Genomic DNA, 21,625 nt, shown 5'->3' with positions numbered 1-21,625 from the left:
GGCAATTTGTCATTTAATTCTGTCCAGATACTCAAGGCAAAAAGTGACAAATATTTAATAGCTGTTCAACTATTCAAGACTTCCGTAAAAATTGCTCGTGTGAAACGACTTCATTATTGCTTTTGCTGCGTAATCTGAGTAATTAGAACAACTCACTACCCCATCCCAACACTTCAGCTACTTTTTATTACAGCTCAGCAGCATTCGCTGGTCAGGCCTGAGTAGATGTCCTATCTTTGGTTCAGAAATCACCGTTACACATTCGTTACATTGAATTGTATTTGATCATGGAAATACCAAGATTCCTTCAAAAAAGTGGCAACACTCGATTGTTATTCGCCCGACTGTTATCCATTCGACTGTTATTCGTTCCACTTTTTTTTCTTCCCCTGATGAAAATCCAGGCGCAAACCAAGCCGCTGGATGCCTACATTCAGGAAGCCCTCAACAACAGTCATGCCCTCAAGGAAAAGCAGTTTGTGCTGGAGCGCAACCTTTTGGCGCTGGAAGAAGCCAAACGCTTGTACTACCCCAGCGTTAGCCTGAGTGGGAGCTATACCCTGGCAGCCGGGGGGCGAAAAATTGATTTTCCGGTTGGCGATTTGTTGAATCCGGTCTACTCTTCCCTCAACCAAATCACCAACACCAGTAATTTTCCTCAGATAGAAAACGTCAATACGCTGCTGCTGCCCAACAATTTTCACGATGTAAAAATCCGCACCCAACAGCCCATCGTGAATGCGGAAATCAAACTCAACCGCAGCATCAAGACTGCTCAGGTGTCTTTGCAAGAAATCGATATGCAAGTGTACCGCCGCGAATTGGCCAAAAACGTCAAAATAGCCTACTACCAATACCTCCAGGCACGGGAAGCAGTGGCGATTTACCAAAATGCCATTCAATTGTTGCAGGAAAGCAAGCGGGTCAACGAGAGCCTGGTACGCAACGACAAAGCCGTTCCCAGTGTAATCAGCCGTACCAATTCCGAAATTGCTTCCGTAGAAGCCCAGGCCGCTGAAGCCCACAACCAGCAACGCAACGCCGCCGCCTACTTCAACCACTTGTTGAGTCGGAGCTTGGACGAACCCATTAGCATTGATACCATCCAAATAGTTCAGGGGGGCGATCGTATATCAGTGAGCGAACAGGAAGGTCGCCCCTTTATTTTGGAAAACCGCGAAGAACTTGCCCAATTGAACAAAGCCCAGGAAATCAACCGCCTCTTGGTCAACATCGAAGAGAGTTACCGCAAGCCTACCATCGGTGCGCAACTCGATTTGGGCTCTCAAGCTTTTGGTTTAAAAGTTGGGCCCTATGCCTTGCTCGGAATATCGTTGGAATTGCCCTTGTGGACGGCCAACCGCAACAAACTTCAAGTACAGCAGGCCGTAACCAATGTAAGCGCACTCAATGAGCAAATTGAGCAGGTCAAGCAGCAGATTGCATTGCAAATTCGGGTTGCCCAAAATGCGGTACAAACAGAGCAGGAAGTGCTACAAAGCTTCAATACCCAGCAGGACGCCGCACGCCAATACTATCGGGACACCTTTCGCCGCTACAAGGAAGGGGTGGCCAACTACATAGAATTGCTCGATGCGCGCACCCAAATCACCAACCTCGACGTACGTCGCTCCATTGCTTATTACAACGTATTGATGCGCCTGGCCGAATTGGAACGTGCCCTAGGGGCGATAAAAAAATAAAAAGAATCAGGCAACAATCCATTGCCCTCAACACCCATTGTCATGAAAATACAACAACTTACCTTAGGGTTCATACTTTTAATTTTGGTCGCCTGCGGTAAAAAAGAAAAATCTGCAGAAGCCGGAAAACCCGAACCCGACCAATCGATTCCCGTTAAAGTGGTCAGTGTAGTCAGCGAGGTCGTTTCCGTTCCGGTGCAGGTATCAGGCATCGTCGGGGCTTCCAATGAAGCAAGGCCAGCGTTCAAAACCGGAGGCGTCATTGCCCGCATTTTGGTGGAAGAAGGTGCTTACGTGCGCAAAGGCCAACTGTTGGCTACCCTCAACCTCACCGAGATCAACGCGCAGGTGCAGCAAGCGGCAGAGGCGGTGATCAAGTCCAAACGCGACCTCAATCGCGCCAAAAACCTCTATGCCGATAGCGTGGCTACACTGGAACAAGTACAAGATGCCACCACCGGCTTGAATTTGGCAGAGCAAAGTTTTCAGATTGCGCAATACAACCAGAGCTACTCCGAAATCCGCTCGCCCATCAGCGGGAAAGTGATCAAAAAATTGATGAACCAGGGCGAGGTGGTTGGCCCGGGTACTCCGGTGTTTTACATCCTGGGCGATGGCCAGGCCGATTGGGTGGTCAAAAGCGGGCTCGTAGACCGCGATTGGGCGCGCCTCAAATTGGGCAACCGCGCTGAGGTTCAGCTCGATGCCTATCCGAATCAAACCTTTGCAGCCAAAGTTACCCAATTGGCCGACATCGGGAATGCCCAAAGCGGCACTTTTGATGCAGAATTTACTTTTACCCGCAGCATGCCTCGGTTGGCCGTAGGCCTGATTGCTTCGTTGAATATTTTCCCCAACGAAGGGGGAGCGCACCCCATTGTACCCATCGATGCCCTGGTAGAAAGCAATGGCAACACCGCTGCCGTGTTTGTATTGCAACCCGACAATACCGTCAAACGAGTGGAGGTCAGCATCGGCCAGATTTTTGAAAACAAAGCCATCATCTCTTCTGGCTTGAGCACCGATAGCAAAGTGGTCACTTCGGGTGCGCCGTATCTGGAGGATGGAAGCAAGGTAAAAGTTATCAATTAGGGTTAGGGGCTCAAAACTCAAAAAAGAAATAAATGAAAATCGCCGAATTTTCTGTCAAAAATTACCAGTTCACCATCATCATTTTTGTGATGGTACTGTTGCTGGGGCTGAGTGCCCTGTTCAATATGCCTCGGGGCGAAGATCCACCGTTTGGAGCACCTATCTTTGTCGTACTGGCTGTTTATCCTGGTGCTAGCCCCGAAGACGTGGAAGAACTCCTGGCCGATCCCATTGAAGATGCCCTTTCTGAGTTGGAAGACATCAAAAAGATCACCACCGACTGCGACGATGGTTTGATGCTTCTCCAACTGGAATTCACCTATGGGGTAGATGTCGATGGCAAAAACAACGACATCATTCGGGAAGTCAACCGTTTGCGCAGCAGTTTGCCCGACGATTTGCTGCTCCTGGATGTTCGTCGCGCCTCTTCATCCGATGTGGCCATCTTGCAAACGGCCATTACATCGCCTACGGCCTCTTTTTCCTCCATGAAAGAAATGGCTGAAGAATTGCAACGCCGCCTGGAAAAAATTCGTGACCTCAAAGAAGTAGAAATTCAGGCCTATCCTGAGCGGGAGATCGAAGTAGAAATCAATCTGGAAAAAATGGCTCAAAACCGCCTGGGACTCAACCAGGTTTTGGGCACCATCCAGGCCAACAACGTCAATATTCCCGGCGGAAGCATCGACATCGGGGCCAAAAAATTCAACATTGAGACCACCAGTAGCCTCAACGATTTGAGTGATTTGCGCAACATTGTGGTACAAAGTAGTCCCGAAGGCCGCGTGGTTTACCTCCGCGATATTGCCAATATTCAATACGGCGAAGCCGACGAAAACCACCTCGCACGTTTCAATGGAGTACGGGCCATCTGGGTGATCACCAAACTGAAAGACCGCAAAAACATCATTCAGGCGGATGCCAAAATCAAACCCATCCTGGCCGAGTTCACCAAGAAATTGCCAGCCAACATGAAACTCGAAAACGGCTTCGATCAGGCCGTGAATGTAGAACACCGTCTGGGCGGTCTGGGGCGTGACTTTGCCATCGCCGTATTCCTGGTGATGCTCACGCTAGTGCCACTCGGTTGGCGGGCATCCTTGGTGGTGATGATTTCCATTCCCCTTTCGTTGTCCATCGGCTTGGCCTTGCTCAATGCTTTTGGGTATACGCTCAATCAGTTGAGTATCGTGGGCTTGGTGGTGTCGCTGGGTTTGTTGGTGGACGACAGTATTGTGATTGTAGAAAACATTGAGCGTTTTTTGCGCATGGGCTACAGCCGCAAAGACGCCGCTATTTTGGCCACCAAGCAGATTGGGGTGGCGGTAATTGGTTGTACGGCTACTTTGATTCTGGCCTTTTTGCCGCTGGCTTTTTTGCCCGAAGGCTCTGGCGAGTTCATCCGCAGTTTGCCCATGGCAGTGATGCTCACGGTGGTTGCCTCTTTGTTTGTGGCGATTACCATCATTCCGTTTTTATCGAGCATGTTGCTGCGCCAGCACGAAAAGGTAGAAGGCAACTTCTTCTTGCGTGCTTTCAAGCGCTACCTGAACGACCCTTACCGGGTGGTATTGCTGTGGGGTTTCCGCAATCCGTTTTTGACCCTGTTGTTTACCGCGCTCATTTTTGCAGGGAGTTTGATGCTGGTGCCCAGTATCGGTTTCAGTTTGTTTCCCGCTTCCGAAAAACCCATGTTCAACGTAGACATCGAAACGCCGCTGGGGTCTAGCCTCAAGGAAACCGATCGCATTGCGCACAAAGTGGAAGCCGAATTGTGGCGCCATCCCCAAACCCGCAACGTGAGTACCAATGTAGGAAAGGGAAATCCACGGGTGTACTACAACGAATTTCAACGCAACCAGGCACCCAACTATGCCCAGTTGTTTGTACAAGTTGAGCGGGAAATGCAAGTGCCTGAAATCGTTGCCTTGTCCGACAGTCTCAAACTGGTGTTTGACAACATTGCTGGCGCAAAAATTCAGGTGCGTCGCTTCCAACAGGGTTCTCCGATAGATGCACCAATTGAAATGCGCATCTTGGGCAACAACCTCGATACGCTGCGCAAACTGGCTTTTGCTGTTGAAAAAATAGTCAAAAATACCGAGGGGACGACTTATGTCAAAAACCCGCTGCTGACGCAAAAGACCGACCTCAAAGTGGTGATCAACCGCGAAAAAGCGGGTCTATTGGGTATTCCCATCGCTGAGGTAGCCCGCACCATCCGCATGGGCATTGCTGGCCTGGAAGTGAGCGAATTCCGCACGTCCGAAGGCGAAGAGTATGCCATCAAGGTATCGGTGGCGCATACCGAAAAAGAAGCGCTGGCGGTTTTTTCCAGAATTTACGTTACGTCCTTGAGCGGGGCGTTGATTCCTTTGCAACAAATTGCCAAACTGGAACTGGGCGCATCGCCCTCCCAGTTGCGCCACTTCAACAAGGAGCGCTATGTGGCCATCACCAGCTTTGTGAAAACGGGCTACAATACCGCCAAACTAACCGACGAGATTCTGGCCAAACTGGCGGAGTATCCTTTCCCTGAGGGCTACACCTATCTGGCGGGAGGAGAACGTGAAAGCGCCGAAGAATCTTTTGGGGGCATCGAAACCATCGTCATCGTATCGATCTTCGGTTTGTTGGGCATTTTGGTACTCGAGTTCCGCACCTTCAAAAGCACCATCATTGTACTTTCGGTGATTCCGCTGGGCATCATCGGCGCCTTGATCATGTTGTGGTGCATCGGCGAAACCTTGTCATTTGTGGCTACGATCGGGATGATTGCCCTGATTGGCATCGAGATCAAAAACTCGATCTTGCTGGTGGATTACACGAATCAACTGCGCGAGCAGGGGATGCCGCTGGAACAAGCCATTACAGAAGGAGCAGAGACCCGCTTTCTGCCCATCTTGCTGACGACAGTCACTGCCATTGGCGGTTTGATTCCCTTGGTACTGGAGCACAATCCCCTGATTTCTCCGCTGGCCTGGGTATTGATTGGTGGTTTGATCAGTTCCACGCTGTTGAGCCGGATTGTAACGCCGCTGTTGTATAAGCTGCTGCCGCCAAAGGTGGATGTGAAAGTAGAAGAAGTGCAAGTAGCGCTAGATCAAGCATAGGTATTAAAAACAAACCGCCATCACTTTTGTATGCTCAATGTTTGGGTGATGGCGGTTGATTTGTCTGGACTTAGTAGTTCTTTAACCATTTTAGCTCGAGCATTTCTGCGTTAATTCAAAACCTAGACTATAGCTATACACATAGCACTAAAAATCAATTTCTTAAATTAACCTAAATCCTAGGTTCTTACAATTCATTTACCCGAATAAATCCTCTCGCAATGGTAATAAAGCGTTTACCTGGTTTCAAATAGTACTCTTTTACCACTTGCAACAAAAGTTTATTGGTAATTTCAAGTTCTGGTTTTCGATACCTAAGGAAAATGATGGTAGTGTCCTGCAAATTGTGGGCATAAACAAGTTCGCCAAAATCCTTGTCTTCAGTTAGTACAACAGCACCCTGCTGTTGTGCAACTTGAATGACCATATGGTCCGAAATACCTTGTAACTGTTTATCCTGGATGGTAGTAAGAGGATAATCCTCATCTCTGAGTGATTGTACAAACTTAAAATTGAGGTTTTCGTCTGCCAGAATCATATTCAAGCTGCTTCAATAACTATTTCATTTGCAATAATATCCGCTGCATAAGCAAAAGCAGCCAGTATCTGCGCTAAGGTTAGATGAGGATACATTTCCAATATCTCCTCAACATTAAACCCATCTGCCAATTTGCGCATCAAAAATTCCACAGTAATACGGGTTCCTTTGATCACGGGTTTCCCGAACATAATTTCTGGATTGCGCTCAATCATTAGATGCTCCATGTTTTTAATTTTACTGCAATTTAAAACGTTTATCTTTTCAATGCTACAAGTAGGTGAAATTATATCCTAACCATGACCACTCAGCACTGGGTGTATGTTGATCCCCGTCCCTTCCAACCCTATTTCCTTCAAATCCCGATTCAGGCTGTCCACAAAAAGATAATCCAGGTTTTTCAATTCAGGATTGTTGGAGGCATTCAAATGTTGCAGTTTGGGCATGCAAGCCAGGATTTTGAAATCCTTTAAGTCGGTATTGGAAAGGTTGATTTGCGTAAGGTCTTTGAGTTTGGCCAGGCTAAAGCTGAAGAAAAAAGCTTTTTCGTACGAACCAATGGGCAAAAATAACGACCCACAGCCCAAGCATGCTTTGAATTTCATCATTTCCTCCGCAGGAAATTGTTTGCCATTTTCCAGGCCAAATTTTTCCCGAAAGAAAGGTTTCGCCACCTGCTCCAACACCATCTCCTGATAAAAAGTCTTGAGCATGTCCAAGCCTTCAAAACCTTTGAAATCGGGAAGAAAATCCCGATTGGTAAACAACTCCACCGCCAAAAAATATTCCAGCAAGGACTTATGGCTAAACTTGTAATTGTTGTGCGCCCCCCGGGTCAGCAGCGAGTGCGCCTGCATGTCAAACAATTCCAGTCCAACCTGATACCGTTCTGCAAGTTGGTGCAACACCTCCAGGTCAGCGATGGCCAAATGCTCTGAATTGCGGTACAGGTCAAGGGCAAAATAGCGGGAAAAGTTGTACAGGTTCTCAACAAAGTTTTCTCCTTTGTTGCGAATATTGCGCTCTCGCTCCAGCCAGCGGCTGATGATTTGGGCATACACTTGGTATGAATACTGGTACTCAGGGGCTTTATCTACCAGGTAATCGATGTAGTTCAGGATCATCGGTCGGGCCATCAGTTCTTTGTACTGCCCGATGAAGGTCAGGCAATTGCGATAACGACTGCTGAAGCGACCGAATTTTTTTCGCAAAAAAACCTTGATTTCGTCCTGCTGCAAGGGCGAAATGTAGCGGGTTACAATGCGCCGTTGGGCACGCGAGGGCGACAAGCTGCCAAAAGGCAAGGTGGTGGGAATGTCTTCTTCACGGGCAAAAAACTGGGTGCGGCAGGTGATGACCACCGTTTGGAAGTGGCTGACTTTTTTCAACAATTCCGCAATGCGCTCATTGGGGCGCTCGATGGCTTGCGGGTCTTCGTCCAGGCCATCCAGGAGGAGGATGGTTTCCCGGCGCACCTCGTCGGAAATTTTATCCAGCTCTTCATCGATTCCAGCATTGAAGGGCAATAGCCGAATTTTGTACTTTTTTTGCCACAGGTGGTGGTAGGTGTAGTACAAATTGATCATGAAGGTGGTTTTGCCCATCCCTGAATCGGCCAAAACCATAAAGACATAATCGTCCTTGTCTTTTTCAAAAATGCGGATAAAGTAAGGGATCAAAGGCTCGCGAGGCTCGGTATCCCGCGCAATTTCAAGGCTTTCGGTGGGAGATTTGGACTGGCACTGGGTCGGAATAAAATGTTTGGTGTGGCTTTTGATTTCACTGGCCGTATAAAAAGGGTGCAAACAACGCGCCAGGCGGTTTTCTTTTTGGTGCTGCGCAAACCACGGAATGACCCAGCGCACGGTAGCAAAAACCCCTCCGGCGATGGTCAAACTGATTTCAAAAAAATCTTTCCAGTCTAGCCCTAAGAGCATGTCTAAATATTTTTGTTTTGCTGCAAATTACTCCGAAAGTTAGAGTCGTTTCAACAGGTTTTGTGCCTTTGCTGCAAATTCCGATTCCGCAGGCACTTCCAGCAAGATTTTTCGACAAGCCGTTTTGTTTCCCTGCTTTAAATAGCTGAGTGCCAGGTACCATTGCCCGTAATCTTTGAAACTGGATTCAGTTTGGCTGATTTTTTGGAAAACGGCGTTGGCTTTAGCGTATTGTTGGGTTTCCAACCAACAAATTCCCAAATAGAGTTCCACCTGCAAGTCTTCCGGCTTTTGGCGCTGATACGCTTCCAATAAGGGCAACGCACGGGCATAGTCCTGCTGGTTGAAAGCGGCTTCCATCGCAGCAAGATTGTCCTGGGCTTCGTTCGATTTTTCGATCATGGCCAGCGGGGGGTGCTGCGCAAACTGGTCGTACAAATTTGGCTGCAATAAGAATCGCGCCACCAAAAGCAAGGTGACCGTTGCCGCAATGCCGATGACCCAGCGCAGGGTTTGGCGGCGTGGCAAGGAGACGATGCGGCCAGGTTCAGCTTTTTCGGAAGTTTGAAAAAACTCGCCACCAACAGCCTGGAGCTGATCCCGCAATGCGGCGCGTTGCGTTTGTTTGCGCAAAAAAGCTTCCATGTCTTTTTGCAAAGCCAGTTCGGAGGCCAAGTCAGCATTTTGACTGAGCTCGGTTTCCAGGGCTTTTTTTTCCTCTTCGGGCAAATCGCCGCGGAGAAAACGGTCTATTCTTTCCGTGTTGTTCATGGCTTCAAACCTTTAAATTTTGGGTAAAAAGCTCCTTCCATCTACTCATGCAGCGGTGCTTGCTTTGGTACACGGCATTGGCATTGGCAATGCCGAGCTGCTCGGCAATTTGATCGCCTACCACGCCTTGGCCCAATAGCGTGAGCAACTGCTGGCATTGCGCCGAAAGCAAAGCAAAAGTCTGCGTCAAAGTTTCCTGTTTTTGCAGTTCCTGGAAGGCGGCTTCGGATTCCATGCTGGGGTCGTTGTCATCCGTATATCGCTCTTCCTCTATTTTTCTTACTATGGTTTCGCGATTTTTTTCTTTCAGGCGGTCAAACCACTTGCGTTTGCAGACCCCAAAGAGTAGCGCACCAAAGGAATTGCTCAATTCAATGTCCTTGCTGCAATACCGGTCGTAGATGGCAATGAGGCCATCCTGAAACAAGTCTTGGGCATCGGCAGCAGAGCCATTGTTGTCTTCTACCCAGCGTCGGATTTGCCCGGCATACTGCTGGTAGATGAATCTGATGCGGGGGGTGTCTCCTGCGCAGAGGGCAAGCAAATGGTTTTCCTCGCTCATAAGTCAAATTTATCTTAACTTTTTTTTAACACTTTTGGGCAGTAAGATTTCTCTTCCATTCCCGATGTATGATTGTAGGCGGGAGAAATCCTGCTGCAATTTAGTCATACTCTAAGAAACAAGATAATACCTATTTCCAGAACAGTATCCCAAATGCGGCATCCGCGCCATAATCCCATGAACTTTTTTGATCCCATGCAACACTCGGTGCAGGCCTGCGGGCCTGCACCTTATTTGCGTTTGATGAAAAATAATTGCCAAATCCATCTATTTTTGAGGAAGCCCTCATGGCAGGGGCGATTGGTTCTGAGTTTTTTCTTTTAAGCAGCTTTAGCTTCGAGCGCTAATTAGTAGTGCAAATAACGAAGTAGGCAGCTCCGCTGCTGTTTTTTTGTCACCGCGACGGCGCGACGGCGCGACGATATGTGTGCTTCGCACACCTTTTCGTCGTTTCACGTCGCGCATTTGGCGCAGCCAAATGAATCGTCGCGCCGTCGCGTCGTCGCGGTTATTAAAAACGATTGGGCGCAGCCCAATCCAAAATGGTTTAAAACCAGAATCAATCGACCTTGCCTCATGGGCCAAAACTTTGATCCAATGAGAAAACCGATTACCAGCGTATTCATCGCCCTGCTTGTTTCCAGCGTTGCAATCTGGGCACAGCCTACTGCTGCCGACCCCAGCGCCGATTTCAGCATCCAAAAACAAGGCGCAGGATTCCAGTTTAAGCCCATTTTGCCCGCCCAGCAGTCTATTCCAGGTGCTCCTTTGCCGTACTACGATTATTACTGGGAATTCGGGGATGGGGGCTACAGCTTTGAGAAAGAACCCCAGCATACCTACACCCGCAATGGCGCCTTCGATGCCCAATTGTGGGCAACCGGGAAATACGACAAAGGCAAATCACCCAAAACCCGCCCCAAACGCACGGAGGTGAATGATCAAGCCGAGATGCTGGCCAGCAATGTACCGGGCTTTCCCGTTGCGCCAAAAGAAAAAACTTTGAAACTGCGGGCCGTTCGCAATCCGCGCCCAGGCGAAGAGTCGGTCTTCATCCTGACCTACGCCAACCTGGAAGACGATCTGCAATCGGGAGAATTGCACTTTTTTTTCAATCAAAAAGAATACCGCCGGGATCATTTTTCATTTCTGCAAACCCGCGCCCATTTTGGCGAAACGACCGGGGCTGGAGGGGATCTGAGTTTTGCCCCCGGGCATTTTCGCCCCGAATTACTTTGGGCAGGAGTGGAGAACGGAGCGTACAGCAATTGGCTGCTGGCATTGCCTGCTGCCACCCATCAATTGGTGCAGCAAAGTTTGACCCAATACAATCAGCAAAAAACCTGGCACTTCAGCAACCTGAAACCTGGCGAAAAGCGCAATCTTTTTGTATCCCTGCAAGCTACTGACGACATGCTGACCGACACCAACGCCATCATCACCATCGAGGCATTGTACCTGGGTGAAAATGGCAAAACCGCCAAAGTCACCCTGGAAATGGAAATTCTGGCCTCGCACGACCCAAACAACATTGCGGTATCGCGCAAAAAAATGAGTTTTCGCGGAGCAAAAAGCAAAGACCTGAGCTACAAAGTCAATTTTCAAAACAATGGCGAAGGCCCGGCCAGCACCATCCAAATCAGCACCGGAGTGCCTCGCGGACTGGAAGCAGCAGGACTCAAGGTGCTGGACATGTACCCGGTTTGCCCCATTTGTCCGGATGTTCCGCTGGCCAATCAGAGCTGCCTGGATACGGCCATTCGCAAGGACAAGCTTATTTTTACTTTCCGCAATATTTACCTGCCCGGCACCAAACAAGACGGCGTAGGCGACCGCGATTCGACCAAGGGCTTTGTGAAATACCGCCTGGAGATCGGGCGGAAAATGAAGAAATATCCCTTCGACAGCCAGGCCAGCATTGTATTTGACCGCAATCCGCCCATTGTGACCAATCACGCCAGCACTCATTTCAAGCCAGGCTGGTCTTTGGGCGCTATGGCGGGGCGCAACTTTTTTCTGGAGCAGCCTGGCCTGAACAGCAACTTTGTTGGATTGAGCCTTTCGCCCTTCAAGCCCTACAAAGCTTACCTGCAAGTCGAGCTTTTTCCCGCTACGACCGGGCGGATGGATTTCTCCAAAGAGGGATTTATTTTGCATCAATCGACCCGCCAAACAACCACGGCCTTCAACGGAAGACTCCTTAATGTGATTGTGGATTCTGTGGCACGTGCCAATGGGCCGGGTTATCAAGAATTTCAAAGTGTTTCGGTGGTGCCGTTGCAATTGCGCAAAAATCTGACAGATTGGATGGGGATTGGCATCGGTGCGATTGCTTCAGTGCAGGTGGAGCGTTTTTCGGCGGCTTCGTACAGCTTTGTCCGCAATACTTATTTTTGTAGACTAGATGCGGCAGGAAACTGCATCAAAGGCGATCAATTTTTTGAGTTGAGCTCAAACCGAACTGAAAAAACCTTTGATCGGGGTAACCTCACCCGCTGGGACTTCAGCGTATTTGCTGATCTGCAACTGGGACTGGTGCGCCGAGGGCCAGCTTTCGGAATTCGGAATGTATTGCGCTTGACCCAAGAACCAAGGTACTATTTGACGGGTTATTTGAGTTTTAAGATATAGTTTCTCGACTGCGCTCGAAAACCATTTCTCGGCTACGCTCGAAAACCATTTCTCGACTGCGCTCGAAAACCATTTCTCGACTGCGCTCGAAAACCTTTCTCGGCTTCGCTCGAAAACCTCAATTTTGTTGGATTGTTATGACTGAAGATTTATGAAGGTATTGTACTACTCCCTGGTCTTATTGATGTTGGGCATGATTGCGAGCGGTCATGGTTTCAAGACTGTGCCTCCGCCCGACAAACAAGCTTACCGCCTTCATTATCAAGGGTCGCTGTTGTATGCCGAAGGGAAATACCGCCAGGCCGGCAGCAATTTTGAGCGCGCTTATCGGCTTTTTCCCGAAAATTTCAGTTTTGCGCTGGCGCATGGGCTATGCCTGGGGCGCCTGGGTGATCCGGCTACGGCCAAAACCGTGCTGGAAAAAGCCCGCCGAATGCTGAGCCCCAACGATCAGGAGCGCCAGCAAAAAATAGTCTTGGCTACCTTTTTTTTGGGTATGAGTTTCAGCTATGCCGATCGGTATGGCGAGGCATTGCCCTTTCTGAGGGATGCCATCGCGATGCAGGAGAAAATGCCCCAAAAATCGCTGTTGAGTGTGTTTTACAATGCTTTGGGCAAGGCCATTTTGCTCAATCAGGGCCGCAATTCCCACCGCAGCAATTACCAGTCGCTGCACTACCACGTGCACCGGAGGGACATGGAAAAAGCTTTTGCCGCCTTTGAATCTGCCGTGAAAGCCGACCCCGAAAACACCACCGCTTTGTACAATTACCGCTTGTTGGCCGATACCCTGCAAGTGGGTTCTACCCTGCCCGAAGCCGACTCTACCCAAGCACGCCGCAAAGAATACAAGCCGACCTTCATCAACATGCACAAAACCATCATCAGCGACCTCAAGTTGAACAACTACGATGAGCTGGTTTTTTTGGTGGACATTTCGGGTTCTATGGTGATGGAGCAGGTGGTGTGCTATGGCGCAGACCGCTTTACGGCCATGAAAGACCTGTGCCTGAAAATTTTGCCCGAAATCGATACCAGCGTTGCCCTGGGCATTGGCACCATTGGGGGGGTGTGCGACAGTCCGCCCGATTTGTGGTTTATGGCAGGGGGCATCAATCGGGTAGATTTGCGCAGCAAGTTGCGGTTTTTGATACCCGACGGCACCACGCCCTTGCTGACCATGTTGCTGCGTTGCCCGGAGTTGTTTACCGACAATCCACAGCACAGCAAAAGCATTTTCCTGATCAGCGACGGTGCCAATACTTGTCGGGAAGGCGGCATTGACATCTGCGAATGGGCGAGTACCCTGGCCAAAAAAGGCATCGCGGTCAACGTGCTTACTTTTCTGAGTACCACCTCCGACAACTCCGACGCCTTCGCCGAATACCTTTGTTTGGCCGAAAACACCAAAGCCAACATCATCTACCTCGACAACTACCGCTGCCGACTGGAGCCTTTTGCTTTTGATATCGTCAAAACGTGCCAATCCAAAATTCCCCCCATGGAAAAGAGCAATTGCCTGGGGGGTAGTGTGAAGGGGCTTTGGAATGTGGTGGTGGCGGAATGAGGGGGCTTGCTTCCTAAAATACCCCCAAAACCCTGCTAGTCCAAGTCTCCTCCCCCGCACAAATCCCGAACTGGGATCAATGTCTCCGCTTGTCAAAGCTCTTCAGACCAATCGCCGATGCTGCATCGTCATCAGTAATATTCAGTATTCCGACTACGATGCATAATCCGAGCTACAACAATGGAATCATCATGAATGGTATAAGTGAAAATATATCGGAACTGCCGGATGATGCCTCGACGAATGTCTCCACGAACAGCTTGATAGAGCTCCGGGAAATCCAGAAGTAAATTGGTGATTTTGATGAATTCATCGAGAAATTCATCACCCAAACCATCGCGCTGTTCATTGAGGTAGTCCCAGGCATTTTTGAGGTCTTCCTGTGCACTTGGTGTGAGCAGGATATGTTGGAGCGGCATACTTACTTGTGTAAATTGGCAATAGCTTCTTGGAGAGAAATGGTTGCAACTGTACCTTCTCGTACACCAGCAAGTTCTGTTTCCATGGCTTGCCATTCTTCCTCTAGGATGGAGCGGGTAGCCTCATCGGCCCATAAAAGGACATCTGTCTCGATGAGTTCAAGAAAGCGCGCTTTGTCGGCGGTTGAAAGCTGTTGATATTCCTGGATTAAGGTTTCGACACTCATACTACAATAATAGCGGTTTGTTCTGAAAATAGCAATTCCAGCAGTCTAAAAATGTTCCCTAATAATTGTCTGTAGAACTGTTCATGAAACGTGAACAGTTTGATTTTGTGAACAAATATAACCTGCCCTAAGCGCTCTTTTACCCTCCCGGGGCTTTTGATACAAAGAACTCTCCTTCCACCAATGCTACCCCATTCACCAAAATCCTCAAAACATGCACTCCAGGATAATGCTTCCGGGTAGTGAAATCCTGAAAACGCTGGTGCCGCTCGATTTGCACAGTAGTTTCAGCCGCCAATTCCAGCTCTTTTATTTTAAAAACTTTTGAAGAAATTTTGCCGGAGAGCGTCTGGTAGTCGATTTGGTATTCCAGGCGCAAGGATTGCGCTTTGGGAGCATGATTGCCAAGTTGGAAAGAAAAATCCAGGTTGTCCCCAATCCTTACCTCGGGGCTGTATTGCAAGTTGGTGACTTCAATTGCGTCGGCACCTTTTTCAAAACCAAAAAAGGCCAGTGCCTGGGCATTGCCCTTTTTCAACAATCCCCTACATGCGTGGCGCAAGATCCAATCCGTATCTGGATTTTGGCCAAGCCAGCGTCCAACAAGCTCCAGCACTATCTGTGGATGTTCTTTGGCAATGTCATTGAGGTTATTGGCCACGGAACGGCGGACGGTTTCGGCGGGATCGTTTTTGAGTTTTTCCAAAATGGGCAAAATGGGTGCGGGGTCGCGCTTGAGGGCAGGTACACCCATGCCTCAGGGCAAACGTGGGCGGATGCCTTCGCTGGCCAGGCGGCGTACCATCGGACTGGGGTGATCTGACCAGGCCAACATTTGGGTGTACATCCGCTCCGGGTACTTCACTAAAAAAGGCCGCACCGTAAATTCACAACTGCTCCAGCGGGTCACCATTTCGATGGCGGATATGGAGGCATCTGGGTCTTCTATGCCATGGGCTTCGATGAATTCGGGCAAAAAAATCCATTGAAAGGTCAGTTTTTCCCCGTGTTGGTCGAGGTAGGATTGCGTAACCTCGCACACGATCTGGAGGGCATCGCGGTAGGCCACAGGCAGACAGGCCCGCAGGGCATGGGCAATGTGCCGGGTGCGTTGTTTGAGTTCAAGGTTTTCGTACTGCTCGTCAAAGACCTTTTCCAGAAAGGTTGTGGTGGAAAAATCAGGCCATACTTTTTGCACAAGCTCCGCAAATGGGCTAAGCAAGGGGCGAGAGAAGATGTTTTTGAGTGGTTCGGGCATGAAGGTTTATTTGGCCTTAAAAATAAACAAAAAATAAAAAAATACCACAAAAAATGATAAATAAAAATGAAATAAGGAAGACGCGCTTAAAATTGCTTGCTAATCCAACTTTACCTCTCTTTTTTACCGCCCAAGCAGTAAATTTAACCCCGAAATCCCTCCCCCCTTGCATTCCACCATTTTTATCTCTATTTTTACCGCCAAAGCAGTAAAAATGAACATCCATCAACTTGGAGAGCTAATTTTGTTTCACCGCAAACGGGCAAATTTATCCCGCGAAGCTTGCGCCTTATTGGCTGGAGTGGGTAAAACTGCGGTGTATGACCTGGAGCATGGCAAGGAGACCATTCGACTGGATACCCTGCTTAAGATACTGAAAGTGCTCAACATCAATTTACAATTCAGCAGTCCATTAATGGAAGAATACAACCATGAGAAAAGCGAATATCTTGGTGCATGATCAGTTGGCGGGTACTTTGGAAGAAGTAGAACCCAATCGACACTACGTTTTTACCTATTTGCCAGCATACCATGGGGCACCCGTTTCCCTGACCATGCCCATTGCCAACAGCCGTTATGTGTTCGATACCTTTCCGCCTTTTTTCGAAGGTTTATTGCCGGAAGGAATGATGTTGGATGGTTTGTTGCGGCGTTTAAAAATTGATCGGAATGATTTTTTTGCTCAACTGGCCGCTACAGGCGAGGATTTGGTCGGAGCAGTCACGTTCAGGATGATTTCTTATGAATAGATGCCCCATCACTTATCTTCCTTGTGGAGATGACCGCTATTCCGTAAAAGGATTGAAGTTGCTGGACAAGTCGCTTACCGGCTTATTGGATTTTCCATTTTCAGCCCCCGAGCAGCGTCGGGAAGCGGCTACCAGGATGAGCAGAATGTCCATTCAAGGGGTCCAACCCAAGTTGAGTGCAGTCCTCAACAAAAAAACACAAGCTTTTGAAATTGTTGAACTCAATGGCTCTTTCATCATTAAACCCCAACACGATACGTTCCAACAAATGCCCGAGAACGAGGATTTGACCATGAAAATGGCCAAAATAGCCGGAATTGAAGTGCCACTGCATGGTTTGATCTGGTGCGTTGATGGCAGTCTGAGTTATTTTATTCGCAGGTTTGACCGTATTGGAAAAAAAGAAAAACTGGCTACCGAAGATTTTGCTCAACTTGCTGGACTGAGCCGGGATACCAAATACGACTACACTATTGAAAAAACCATCAAGCTGTTAGACAACTTCTGCACCTTTCCGATGCTTGAAAAGGCTAAATTTTTCCGCCTGATCCTGTTTTGTTTTTTGACTGGAAATGAGGACATGCACCTCAAAAACTTTTCCTTGATCACCCGAAAAGGAAAAGTAGAAATGGCTCCGGCCTATGACCTGCTCAATTCAACGCTGGTGATGGGCGGTGCCGAAGAGGAAATGGCCTTGATGTTGTCAGGGAAAAGAAAAGAATTCCGGCAGCGGGAGTTGGTGGAATATTTTGGCACCAAAAAACTTATGCTTCAGCCCCGGGTCATTCAAAAAACGCTGGATGTGTTTCAAACAGCTTATCCCAAGTGGATTGAATTGATCGATCTTTCTTTCCTCAGTGCGCCCGCCAAGGAGGCGTATAAGGCTTTGCTGGTCAATCGGTTTAATAGGTTGTTTAAGGCGTAGGGCTATGCCTGAATGCAACTTACCCCTTAAAAACCACGCCCCTCTTCCCCCATCCGCAAATCAAGACCCACCGCACCATTCTCCAATTTCAGCACCCCACGAGGGCACACTGCGGCGCAAATGCCGCACCCCACGCAGGAAGCCCGCACGATATCCTGGCCTTTTTGGGCGTAGGCCCGCACATCGATGCCCATTTCGCAGTACGTGGAGCAATTGCCGCAAGAGATGCACTGGCCGCCATTGGTGGTGATGCGAAAGCGGCTGAAAAACTTTTGCTGCAAGCCCAGGATGGCCGCCATGGGGCATCCAAAACGGCACCAGACCCGACTGCCCATCAGCGGGTAAAAACCTACCCCGATCACGCCGGAAAAAATGGCGCCCACAAAGAACCCATACCAAGCCTTGAGCCAATCAGCGGGGATGAAAAACACGTTGGGACTGTGCAACAAATAGGCCAGGGCGGTCAAGGCAATGATCAGCGCAAAAATGACCGTTGCCGCTATTTTGACTGATTTGGAAACCAAGCGAAAGTACCAGGGTCGCAACCACAGGAGTAAGCCCAATCCGGCAAAAATGAATGCCACCAGTCCCAAAAAGAAATCTCGGGTGATGTAATAGCCGGTAGGGTTGTCGTGAAAAATGGCAAAAAGCACCGCCACCGTCATCACCACCACAAAAACCAGCACGGAATAGATCAACCAACGCTCGATTTTCCAGGCGCGCAGCGATTTGTCGCTCAACTGGCGGAAGGGATCGCCTACGGTTTCGGCCAGTCCACCACAGCCACATACCCAGGAACAATACCAGCGCTTGCCATAAAAATAGGTCAAGACCGGAGAAATAACGAAGATCATGGCTACCCCAAACACGATCATGAACAAGCCCACCCCACCAGAATTGAGGAGGTAGTCCATTTGTGCTTTTTCAAAAAAATCGTAATCCAGCGGCCACATGTTTTTGAAATCATAGTAGGGCTGGTTGAGGCGTTGCATGAATTCTGGAAGCAGAAAGGCGATCCCGGTTTGAAAAAACATGACCGAACAGGTACGGAAAACCTGGTAGCGGTTGTTCCAATATTTCCAGATAAATTTGATGCCCATCACCAGAATGCCCAGCGTGTACAGTACCCCGTACACAAACCACTGACTGGCGGGCTGTTTTTTAAGAAAAAGACTGAGTGGGTCAAAAAACGCCACCAATCCGGTATTGGTGGCACCCGCCACGCCTTGTCCGAGGTAGTGGGGAAAAAAATACAGCAGTACATAAAATCCGGTAATCATCCCGGCGCTCAACATGCTCAATACGCCCCGATTGCTGAGGGAACGAAACCATACGCCATTGTTTTTGATGCCCTGGGGCAAGCCTGCATATGCATACCAGCCATACAGCAAGACCCCACTCGCCATAGCGGCAAGCGCGAGGCCCAGCAAGCCTGTTGAAAAAGGGAACTGTACCCCAAATGCACTCAGCAGCAGCACGAGCAGCCCCAGGCTACCGAGTAGGACGCCTGCTTTTTGTCCGCCGTTCAGCCCGTTGTGGGCGCTATGGGCGATGATGGACATACTTGGTTCTATGGTTTCTATGGGTTTCATATTCATCGTTTGTTTAAAAATTGAAGTACGCCGGAAAGCCCGCGTTTCTGGCGCAAAACCAAGGGTTTGCCAGTTTGCTGCACGTATTGATTCAGTAAGGCTTGTTCGTATTGTTTAGAAAACTCGGGATCAAAATTGGCCAATCCCAGATTTTGCAGCACCGTTTCGAGGGGAGTCTTTTGGTTGATCCAGCGTTCGCATACCTCTTGTCGGTAGCGAATGCCCATGAGGTTGAAGCCCAATACGGCATGGTCGACGCAGTTGTATACCACCCGAATGCTCTTTCGGCCAGCTGGGTGCTCCCAGTAAACACTGGCCTGCTCCGGGGGCAAAATGGGCTCAACCGAGCCGTACACCTGGTATTCAATGTCAAAAAACTTGGCAGAATTGAACCAGATGCCGGGTTGATACGCCACGGATTTACCGAGGATGTTGTAGGCTACTGTTTCGCCCATCATGCGCCCGGTGTACCAAACGGCCTCAATGGCGCGGCGACCCGGCGCAGGGTTTTGCAACTCCGCACAATCCCCGATTGCATAAATGTTGGGGATGTTGGTTGCTAAAAAATCGTTGACCAGAATGCCCCGCTTGGTTTGGATGCCGCTTCCCGCCAAAAAATCGATGTTGGGACTCACCCCAGCGGTCAGGCCCACGTATCCACAAGCGATGCGCTCACCCTGTGTGGTGAGTACTGCGCCTACCTTGCCCGTTCCGTCATCCTCGATGGCTTTCAGTTCGGTGTTGAGGCGCAAATCAATGCCATGCTCGCGGATGTGCCGATTGACCATGTCCGATTCTGCGGGGGGCAATACGCCATTCCAGAAACTGGGCTCGCGCACCAAAAAAGTAACGGGGATCTTGCGCGAGTGAAACATTTCGGCCATCTCGATGCCGATCAGGCCGCCCCCTACAATCACGGCGCGTTGCAATCCCGCACTGCCTCGTTCCATCGCCTCCAGATCCTGTAAGCTGTACAATCCCTGCACATGTTGCAAATCTTGTCCTGGCCAGCCAAATTTATTGGGCTTGGAACCGGTGGCGATGATCAATTTATCGTAAGCGATCCGCTCTCCGTTGTTGCAAAGCAGGCTATTCGTGGCGGTATCGATGGATTGAATCCTGGCCCGTTTCAGGGCAATGCGGTTTTTTTCCCAAAACCAGTTTTCATAGGGTTGGGTATCCTGCAAGCGCAGGTGCCCCATGTAGACGTACATCAAGGCGGTGCGGGAAAAAAAATAATCCGACTCGGCTGAAATTACGGTAATCTGCACAGTTTCGCTGCGCTGCCGCAAAAACCGTGCGGCGGTAATCCCGCTAATCCCATTACCGATGATGGCGATATGCATGATAATTAAGTTAAAATTGAATACATGCGAAAAAAATCTGTTTCCAAGATCGTTATTGTCCCGGGATCGCGGGCCAAAGACACCCCAATATACACCAGAATTGTCCTCCTTGGGACAAGTCATATGTTAAGTTACTCCTAAACCCTGAACCTTTACTTGATCTTTGGAGTCTTTAATTGTAAATTTGTACTTGAACCTAAAAGTGTTTTTCCAAGCCAGCACAAACCATAACCCATGAAACACGCTTTACTTTCTTTTTGCTTTCTGACTTTCACCCTTTTGGGCATTGCCCAAACCGGGAATCTCAACTTTTCTACCACCTCCGCCAAAAAAACCGAAGCGGTAGACCTCAGCGATTCTTTTCTGGATGTAAAAGTGCCGATCACCATCACCAATACAGGCAAAGATACGGCCAAAATCATTTGGCGGCGGCTGACGCTCAATGGCCCTTCCAAGTGGACAACCCGCGTTTGCGACAACAATCTCTGCTACGACGAGATCGTTTCTTCCAATCTCGATCCCAAATTGCGCATCAATCAGCCTTTCAAAATCGTTCCGGGTGCCAAAGCCGATCTAATCATGTATTTTTTACCTTACGGCAATGCAGGCACTGGCAAGATATCGGTACAAATTGCCTTGGCTGCCAAACCTGATTCGGTACTCACTACCCTAAGCTATGAAGTAAACATCCGCAGTATCGCAACCAGCACTCGTGACCTACAGTCCGAAAGTATACAGTTGTTTCCCAACCCCAGCACAGATTACTTCCAGCTCAACCACATTGACAACATCGATCACCTGGTTTTGTACAATGTGCTTGGCCGCAAAATACGCGAATACGATGCCGATAATGGCGCGCGCTACCGCCTAAACGGCTTGCCCGATGGCATTTATCTGGTGGCGCTGGTAAACGACCGAAAAGGCGTTGTGCGCACTTTGCGGGTACAAAAGCGGAGCAATCGGCCATAGCAAGGCAAAAAAATTAAATTCTCATTCAAAAAACCAGGAAGTAATTTTTGCTTAATACTTAGTTACTCACATTACGCAGCAAACGCTGTACTGAAGTCGTTTCACACGTCAAATATTACGGAAGTGTTGAATAGTTAAACCGCTATTGAATTTTTGTCACTTTTTGCCTTGAGTATCTGGACAGAATTAAGTACCATAAAGGAATGGTCCAAAATTGATGTTTAAA

At 49.0% G+C, this 21,625-nt stretch carries 21 protein-coding genes; 9 read left to right on the top strand and 12 right to left on the bottom strand.

All coding sequences use genetic code 11. The features are described from left to right. Positions 1 to 287: 287 nt before the first annotated feature. From ABW391_RS23285 to ABW391_RS23275, 3 genes are read left to right on the top strand one after another with little or no spacing between them, the layout of a single operon-like run. Positions 288 to 1,703 carry a TolC family protein gene (locus ABW391_RS23285; protein ID WP_353484299.1) on the top strand — a complete coding sequence of 472 codons (1,416 nt, stop codon included), beginning with the start codon at positions 288 to 290 and terminating at the stop codon, positions 1,701 to 1,703. Between the two features lie 42 nt (positions 1,704 to 1,745). Then, the gene (locus ABW391_RS23280; RefSeq protein WP_353484298.1) at positions 1,746 to 2,795 is read left to right on the top strand and encodes an efflux RND transporter periplasmic adaptor subunit; all 1,050 of its coding nucleotides are present in this window, start codon (positions 1,746 to 1,748) and stop codon (positions 2,793 to 2,795) included. A gap of 32 nt (positions 2,796 to 2,827) precedes the next feature. Continuing rightward, entirely contained in the window at positions 2,828 to 5,908 is a 3,081-nt protein-coding gene (locus ABW391_RS23275) for an efflux RND transporter permease subunit (RefSeq protein ID WP_353484297.1), read from the top strand. A gap of 187 nt (positions 5,909 to 6,095) precedes the next feature. Here ABW391_RS23275 and ABW391_RS23270 read toward each other — a convergent pair whose 3' ends face one another. The 5 genes from ABW391_RS23270 to ABW391_RS23250 all read right to left on the bottom strand — a co-directional run bounded on the left by ABW391_RS23270 (position 6,096) and on the right by ABW391_RS23250 (position 9,716). Continuing rightward, positions 6,096 to 6,446 carry a DUF5615 family PIN-like protein gene (locus tag ABW391_RS23270; RefSeq protein WP_353484296.1) on the bottom strand — a complete coding sequence of 117 codons (351 nt, stop codon included), beginning with the start codon at positions 6,444 to 6,446 and terminating at the stop codon, positions 6,096 to 6,098. Positions 6,447 to 6,448: 2 nt separating this feature from the next. Further along, the gene (locus ABW391_RS23265; protein ID WP_353484295.1) at positions 6,449 to 6,673 is read right to left on the bottom strand and encodes a DUF433 domain-containing protein; all 225 of its coding nucleotides are present in this window, start codon (positions 6,671 to 6,673) and stop codon (positions 6,449 to 6,451) included. A gap of 66 nt (positions 6,674 to 6,739) precedes the next feature. Next, a complete protein-coding gene (locus ABW391_RS23260) occupies positions 6,740 to 8,383 on the bottom strand; it encodes an NACHT domain-containing protein (protein ID WP_353484294.1) in 1,644 nt (547 codons plus the stop codon). Positions 8,384 to 8,422: 39 nt separating this feature from the next. Next, complete coding sequence (locus tag ABW391_RS23255; protein ID WP_353484293.1) at positions 8,423 to 9,154, bottom strand: tetratricopeptide repeat protein; 732 nt, start codon at positions 9,152 to 9,154, stop codon at positions 8,423 to 8,425. Positions 9,155 to 9,158: 4 nt separating this feature from the next. Beyond that, on the bottom strand, positions 9,159 to 9,716 hold the full coding sequence (locus tag ABW391_RS23250; RefSeq protein WP_353484292.1) for an RNA polymerase sigma factor: 558 nt from the start codon (positions 9,714 to 9,716) through the stop codon (positions 9,159 to 9,161). A 597-nt stretch (positions 9,717 to 10,313) separates the two neighbouring features. On the opposite strand from ABW391_RS23250, the gene ABW391_RS23245 reads away from it, so the two are divergent. Further along, entirely contained in the window at positions 10,314 to 12,347 is a 2,034-nt protein-coding gene (locus ABW391_RS23245) for a DUF7849 domain-containing protein (protein ID WP_353484291.1), read from the top strand. A 151-nt stretch (positions 12,348 to 12,498) separates the two neighbouring features. Continuing rightward, positions 12,499 to 13,914, top strand: coding sequence for a hypothetical protein (locus tag ABW391_RS23240; RefSeq protein WP_353484290.1), 1,416 nt, complete (start codon positions 12,499 to 12,501; stop codon positions 13,912 to 13,914). 131 nt (positions 13,915 to 14,045) lie between these two features. Here ABW391_RS23240 and ABW391_RS23235 read toward each other — a convergent pair whose 3' ends face one another. The 5 genes from ABW391_RS23235 to ABW391_RS23215 form a co-directional block, all read right to left on the bottom strand. Further along, positions 14,046 to 14,333: a type II toxin-antitoxin system RelE/ParE family toxin gene (locus tag ABW391_RS23235; RefSeq protein WP_353484289.1), complete on the bottom strand. Its 288-nt coding sequence runs from the start codon at positions 14,331 to 14,333 to the stop codon at positions 14,046 to 14,048. Positions 14,334 to 14,335: 2 nt separating this feature from the next. After that, entirely contained in the window at positions 14,336 to 14,560 is a 225-nt protein-coding gene (locus tag ABW391_RS23230; RefSeq protein ID WP_353484288.1) for a hypothetical protein, read from the bottom strand. A 139-nt stretch (positions 14,561 to 14,699) separates the two neighbouring features. Then, positions 14,700 to 15,314 (bottom strand): YhaZ family DNA alkylation repair protein, encoded by a 615-nt coding sequence (locus ABW391_RS23225; protein WP_353484287.1) that lies wholly within the window; start codon positions 15,312 to 15,314, stop codon positions 14,700 to 14,702. 3 nt (positions 15,315 to 15,317) lie between these two features. Next, complete coding sequence (locus ABW391_RS23220; RefSeq protein ID WP_353484286.1) at positions 15,318 to 15,818, bottom strand: hypothetical protein; 501 nt, start codon at positions 15,816 to 15,818, stop codon at positions 15,318 to 15,320. Positions 15,819 to 15,834: 16 nt separating this feature from the next. Beyond that, on the bottom strand, positions 15,835 to 16,044 hold the full coding sequence (locus ABW391_RS23215) for a hypothetical protein (protein WP_353484285.1): 210 nt from the start codon (positions 16,042 to 16,044) through the stop codon (positions 15,835 to 15,837). On the opposite strand from ABW391_RS23215, the gene ABW391_RS23210 reads away from it, so the two are divergent. Genes ABW391_RS23210 through ABW391_RS23200 form a run of 3 tightly spaced genes read left to right on the top strand, consistent with a single transcriptional unit; the run spans position 16,033 to position 17,492 of the window. Continuing rightward, positions 16,033 to 16,278: a helix-turn-helix domain-containing protein gene (locus ABW391_RS23210; protein ID WP_353484284.1), complete on the top strand. Its 246-nt coding sequence runs from the start codon at positions 16,033 to 16,035 to the stop codon at positions 16,276 to 16,278. The genes ABW391_RS23215 and ABW391_RS23210 overlap by 12 nt on opposite strands. Beyond that, positions 16,250 to 16,567 carry a HipA N-terminal domain-containing protein gene (locus ABW391_RS23205; RefSeq protein ID WP_353484283.1) on the top strand — a complete coding sequence of 106 codons (318 nt, stop codon included), beginning with the start codon at positions 16,250 to 16,252 and terminating at the stop codon, positions 16,565 to 16,567. Before ABW391_RS23210 ends, ABW391_RS23205 begins: the two co-directional genes overlap by 29 nt. Then, positions 16,560 to 17,492 (top strand): HipA domain-containing protein, encoded by a 933-nt coding sequence (locus ABW391_RS23200; RefSeq protein WP_353484282.1) that lies wholly within the window; start codon positions 16,560 to 16,562, stop codon positions 17,490 to 17,492. Before ABW391_RS23205 ends, ABW391_RS23200 begins: the two co-directional genes overlap by 8 nt. A 26-nt stretch (positions 17,493 to 17,518) precedes the next feature. Here ABW391_RS23200 and ABW391_RS23195 read toward each other — a convergent pair whose 3' ends face one another. Beyond that, the gene (locus ABW391_RS23195) at positions 17,519 to 19,084 is read right to left on the bottom strand and encodes a 4Fe-4S binding protein (protein WP_353484281.1); all 1,566 of its coding nucleotides are present in this window, start codon (positions 19,082 to 19,084) and stop codon (positions 17,519 to 17,521) included. Between the two features lie 2 nt (positions 19,085 to 19,086). Continuing rightward, the gene (locus ABW391_RS23190) at positions 19,087 to 20,430 is read right to left on the bottom strand and encodes an NAD(P)/FAD-dependent oxidoreductase (protein ID WP_353484280.1); all 1,344 of its coding nucleotides are present in this window, start codon (positions 20,428 to 20,430) and stop codon (positions 19,087 to 19,089) included. Between the two features lie 234 nt (positions 20,431 to 20,664). On the opposite strand from ABW391_RS23190, the gene ABW391_RS23185 reads away from it, so the two are divergent. Continuing rightward, the gene (locus tag ABW391_RS23185; RefSeq protein WP_353484279.1) at positions 20,665 to 21,399 is read left to right on the top strand and encodes a T9SS type A sorting domain-containing protein; all 735 of its coding nucleotides are present in this window, start codon (positions 20,665 to 20,667) and stop codon (positions 21,397 to 21,399) included. Positions 21,400 to 21,625 lie beyond the last annotated feature (226 nt).

This window comes from Haliscomenobacter sp., assembly GCF_040403615.1.
In the GTDB taxonomy this organism is placed as follows: Bacteria; Bacteroidota; Bacteroidia; order Chitinophagales; family Saprospiraceae; genus Haliscomenobacter.
Note: the sequence above shows the minus strand (reverse complement) of the source record. Positions and strands in the feature narration are given on the sequence as shown.

Bases quoted from the DNA above. Each gene is read 5' to 3' on its own strand.
- ABW391_RS23285 (WP_353484299.1), top strand. From the start codon at position 288: ATGGAAATACCAAGATTCCTTCAAAAAAGTGGCAACACTCGATTGTTA.
- ABW391_RS23280 (WP_353484298.1), top strand. From the start codon at position 1,746: ATGAAAATACAACAACTTACCTTAGGGTTCATACTTTTAATTTTGGTC.
- ABW391_RS23275 (WP_353484297.1), top strand. From the start codon at position 2,828: ATGAAAATCGCCGAATTTTCTGTCAAAAATTACCAGTTCACCATCATC.
- ABW391_RS23270 (WP_353484296.1), bottom strand. From the start codon at position 6,446: ATGATTCTGGCAGACGAAAACCTCAATTTTAAGTTTGTACAATCACTC.
- ABW391_RS23265 (WP_353484295.1), bottom strand. From the start codon at position 6,673: ATGGAGCATCTAATGATTGAGCGCAATCCAGAAATTATGTTCGGGAAA.
- ABW391_RS23260 (WP_353484294.1), bottom strand. From the start codon at position 8,383: ATGCTCTTAGGGCTAGACTGGAAAGATTTTTTTGAAATCAGTTTGACC.
- ABW391_RS23255 (WP_353484293.1), bottom strand. From the start codon at position 9,154: ATGAACAACACGGAAAGAATAGACCGTTTTCTCCGCGGCGATTTGCCC.
- ABW391_RS23250 (WP_353484292.1), bottom strand. From the start codon at position 9,716: ATGAGCGAGGAAAACCATTTGCTTGCCCTCTGCGCAGGAGACACCCCC.
- ABW391_RS23245 (WP_353484291.1), top strand. From the start codon at position 10,314: ATGAGAAAACCGATTACCAGCGTATTCATCGCCCTGCTTGTTTCCAGC.
- ABW391_RS23240 (WP_353484290.1), top strand. From the start codon at position 12,499: ATGAAGGTATTGTACTACTCCCTGGTCTTATTGATGTTGGGCATGATT.
- ABW391_RS23235 (WP_353484289.1), bottom strand. From the start codon at position 14,333: ATGCCGCTCCAACATATCCTGCTCACACCAAGTGCACAGGAAGACCTC.
- ABW391_RS23230 (WP_353484288.1), bottom strand. From the start codon at position 14,560: ATGAGTGTCGAAACCTTAATCCAGGAATATCAACAGCTTTCAACCGCC.
- ABW391_RS23225 (WP_353484287.1), bottom strand. From the start codon at position 15,314: ATGGGTGTACCTGCCCTCAAGCGCGACCCCGCACCCATTTTGCCCATT.
- ABW391_RS23220 (WP_353484286.1), bottom strand. From the start codon at position 15,818: ATGCCCGAACCACTCAAAAACATCTTCTCTCGCCCCTTGCTTAGCCCA.
- ABW391_RS23210 (WP_353484284.1), top strand. From the start codon at position 16,033: ATGAACATCCATCAACTTGGAGAGCTAATTTTGTTTCACCGCAAACGG.
- ABW391_RS23215 (WP_353484285.1), bottom strand. From the start codon at position 16,044: ATGGATGTTCATTTTTACTGCTTTGGCGGTAAAAATAGAGATAAAAAT.
- ABW391_RS23205 (WP_353484283.1), top strand. From the start codon at position 16,250: ATGAGAAAAGCGAATATCTTGGTGCATGATCAGTTGGCGGGTACTTTG.
- ABW391_RS23200 (WP_353484282.1), top strand. From the start codon at position 16,560: ATGAATAGATGCCCCATCACTTATCTTCCTTGTGGAGATGACCGCTAT.
- ABW391_RS23195 (WP_353484281.1), bottom strand. From the start codon at position 19,084: ATGAAACCCATAGAAACCATAGAACCAAGTATGTCCATCATCGCCCAT.
- ABW391_RS23190 (WP_353484280.1), bottom strand. From the start codon at position 20,430: ATGCATATCGCCATCATCGGTAATGGGATTAGCGGGATTACCGCCGCA.
- ABW391_RS23185 (WP_353484279.1), top strand. From the start codon at position 20,665: ATGAAACACGCTTTACTTTCTTTTTGCTTTCTGACTTTCACCCTTTTG.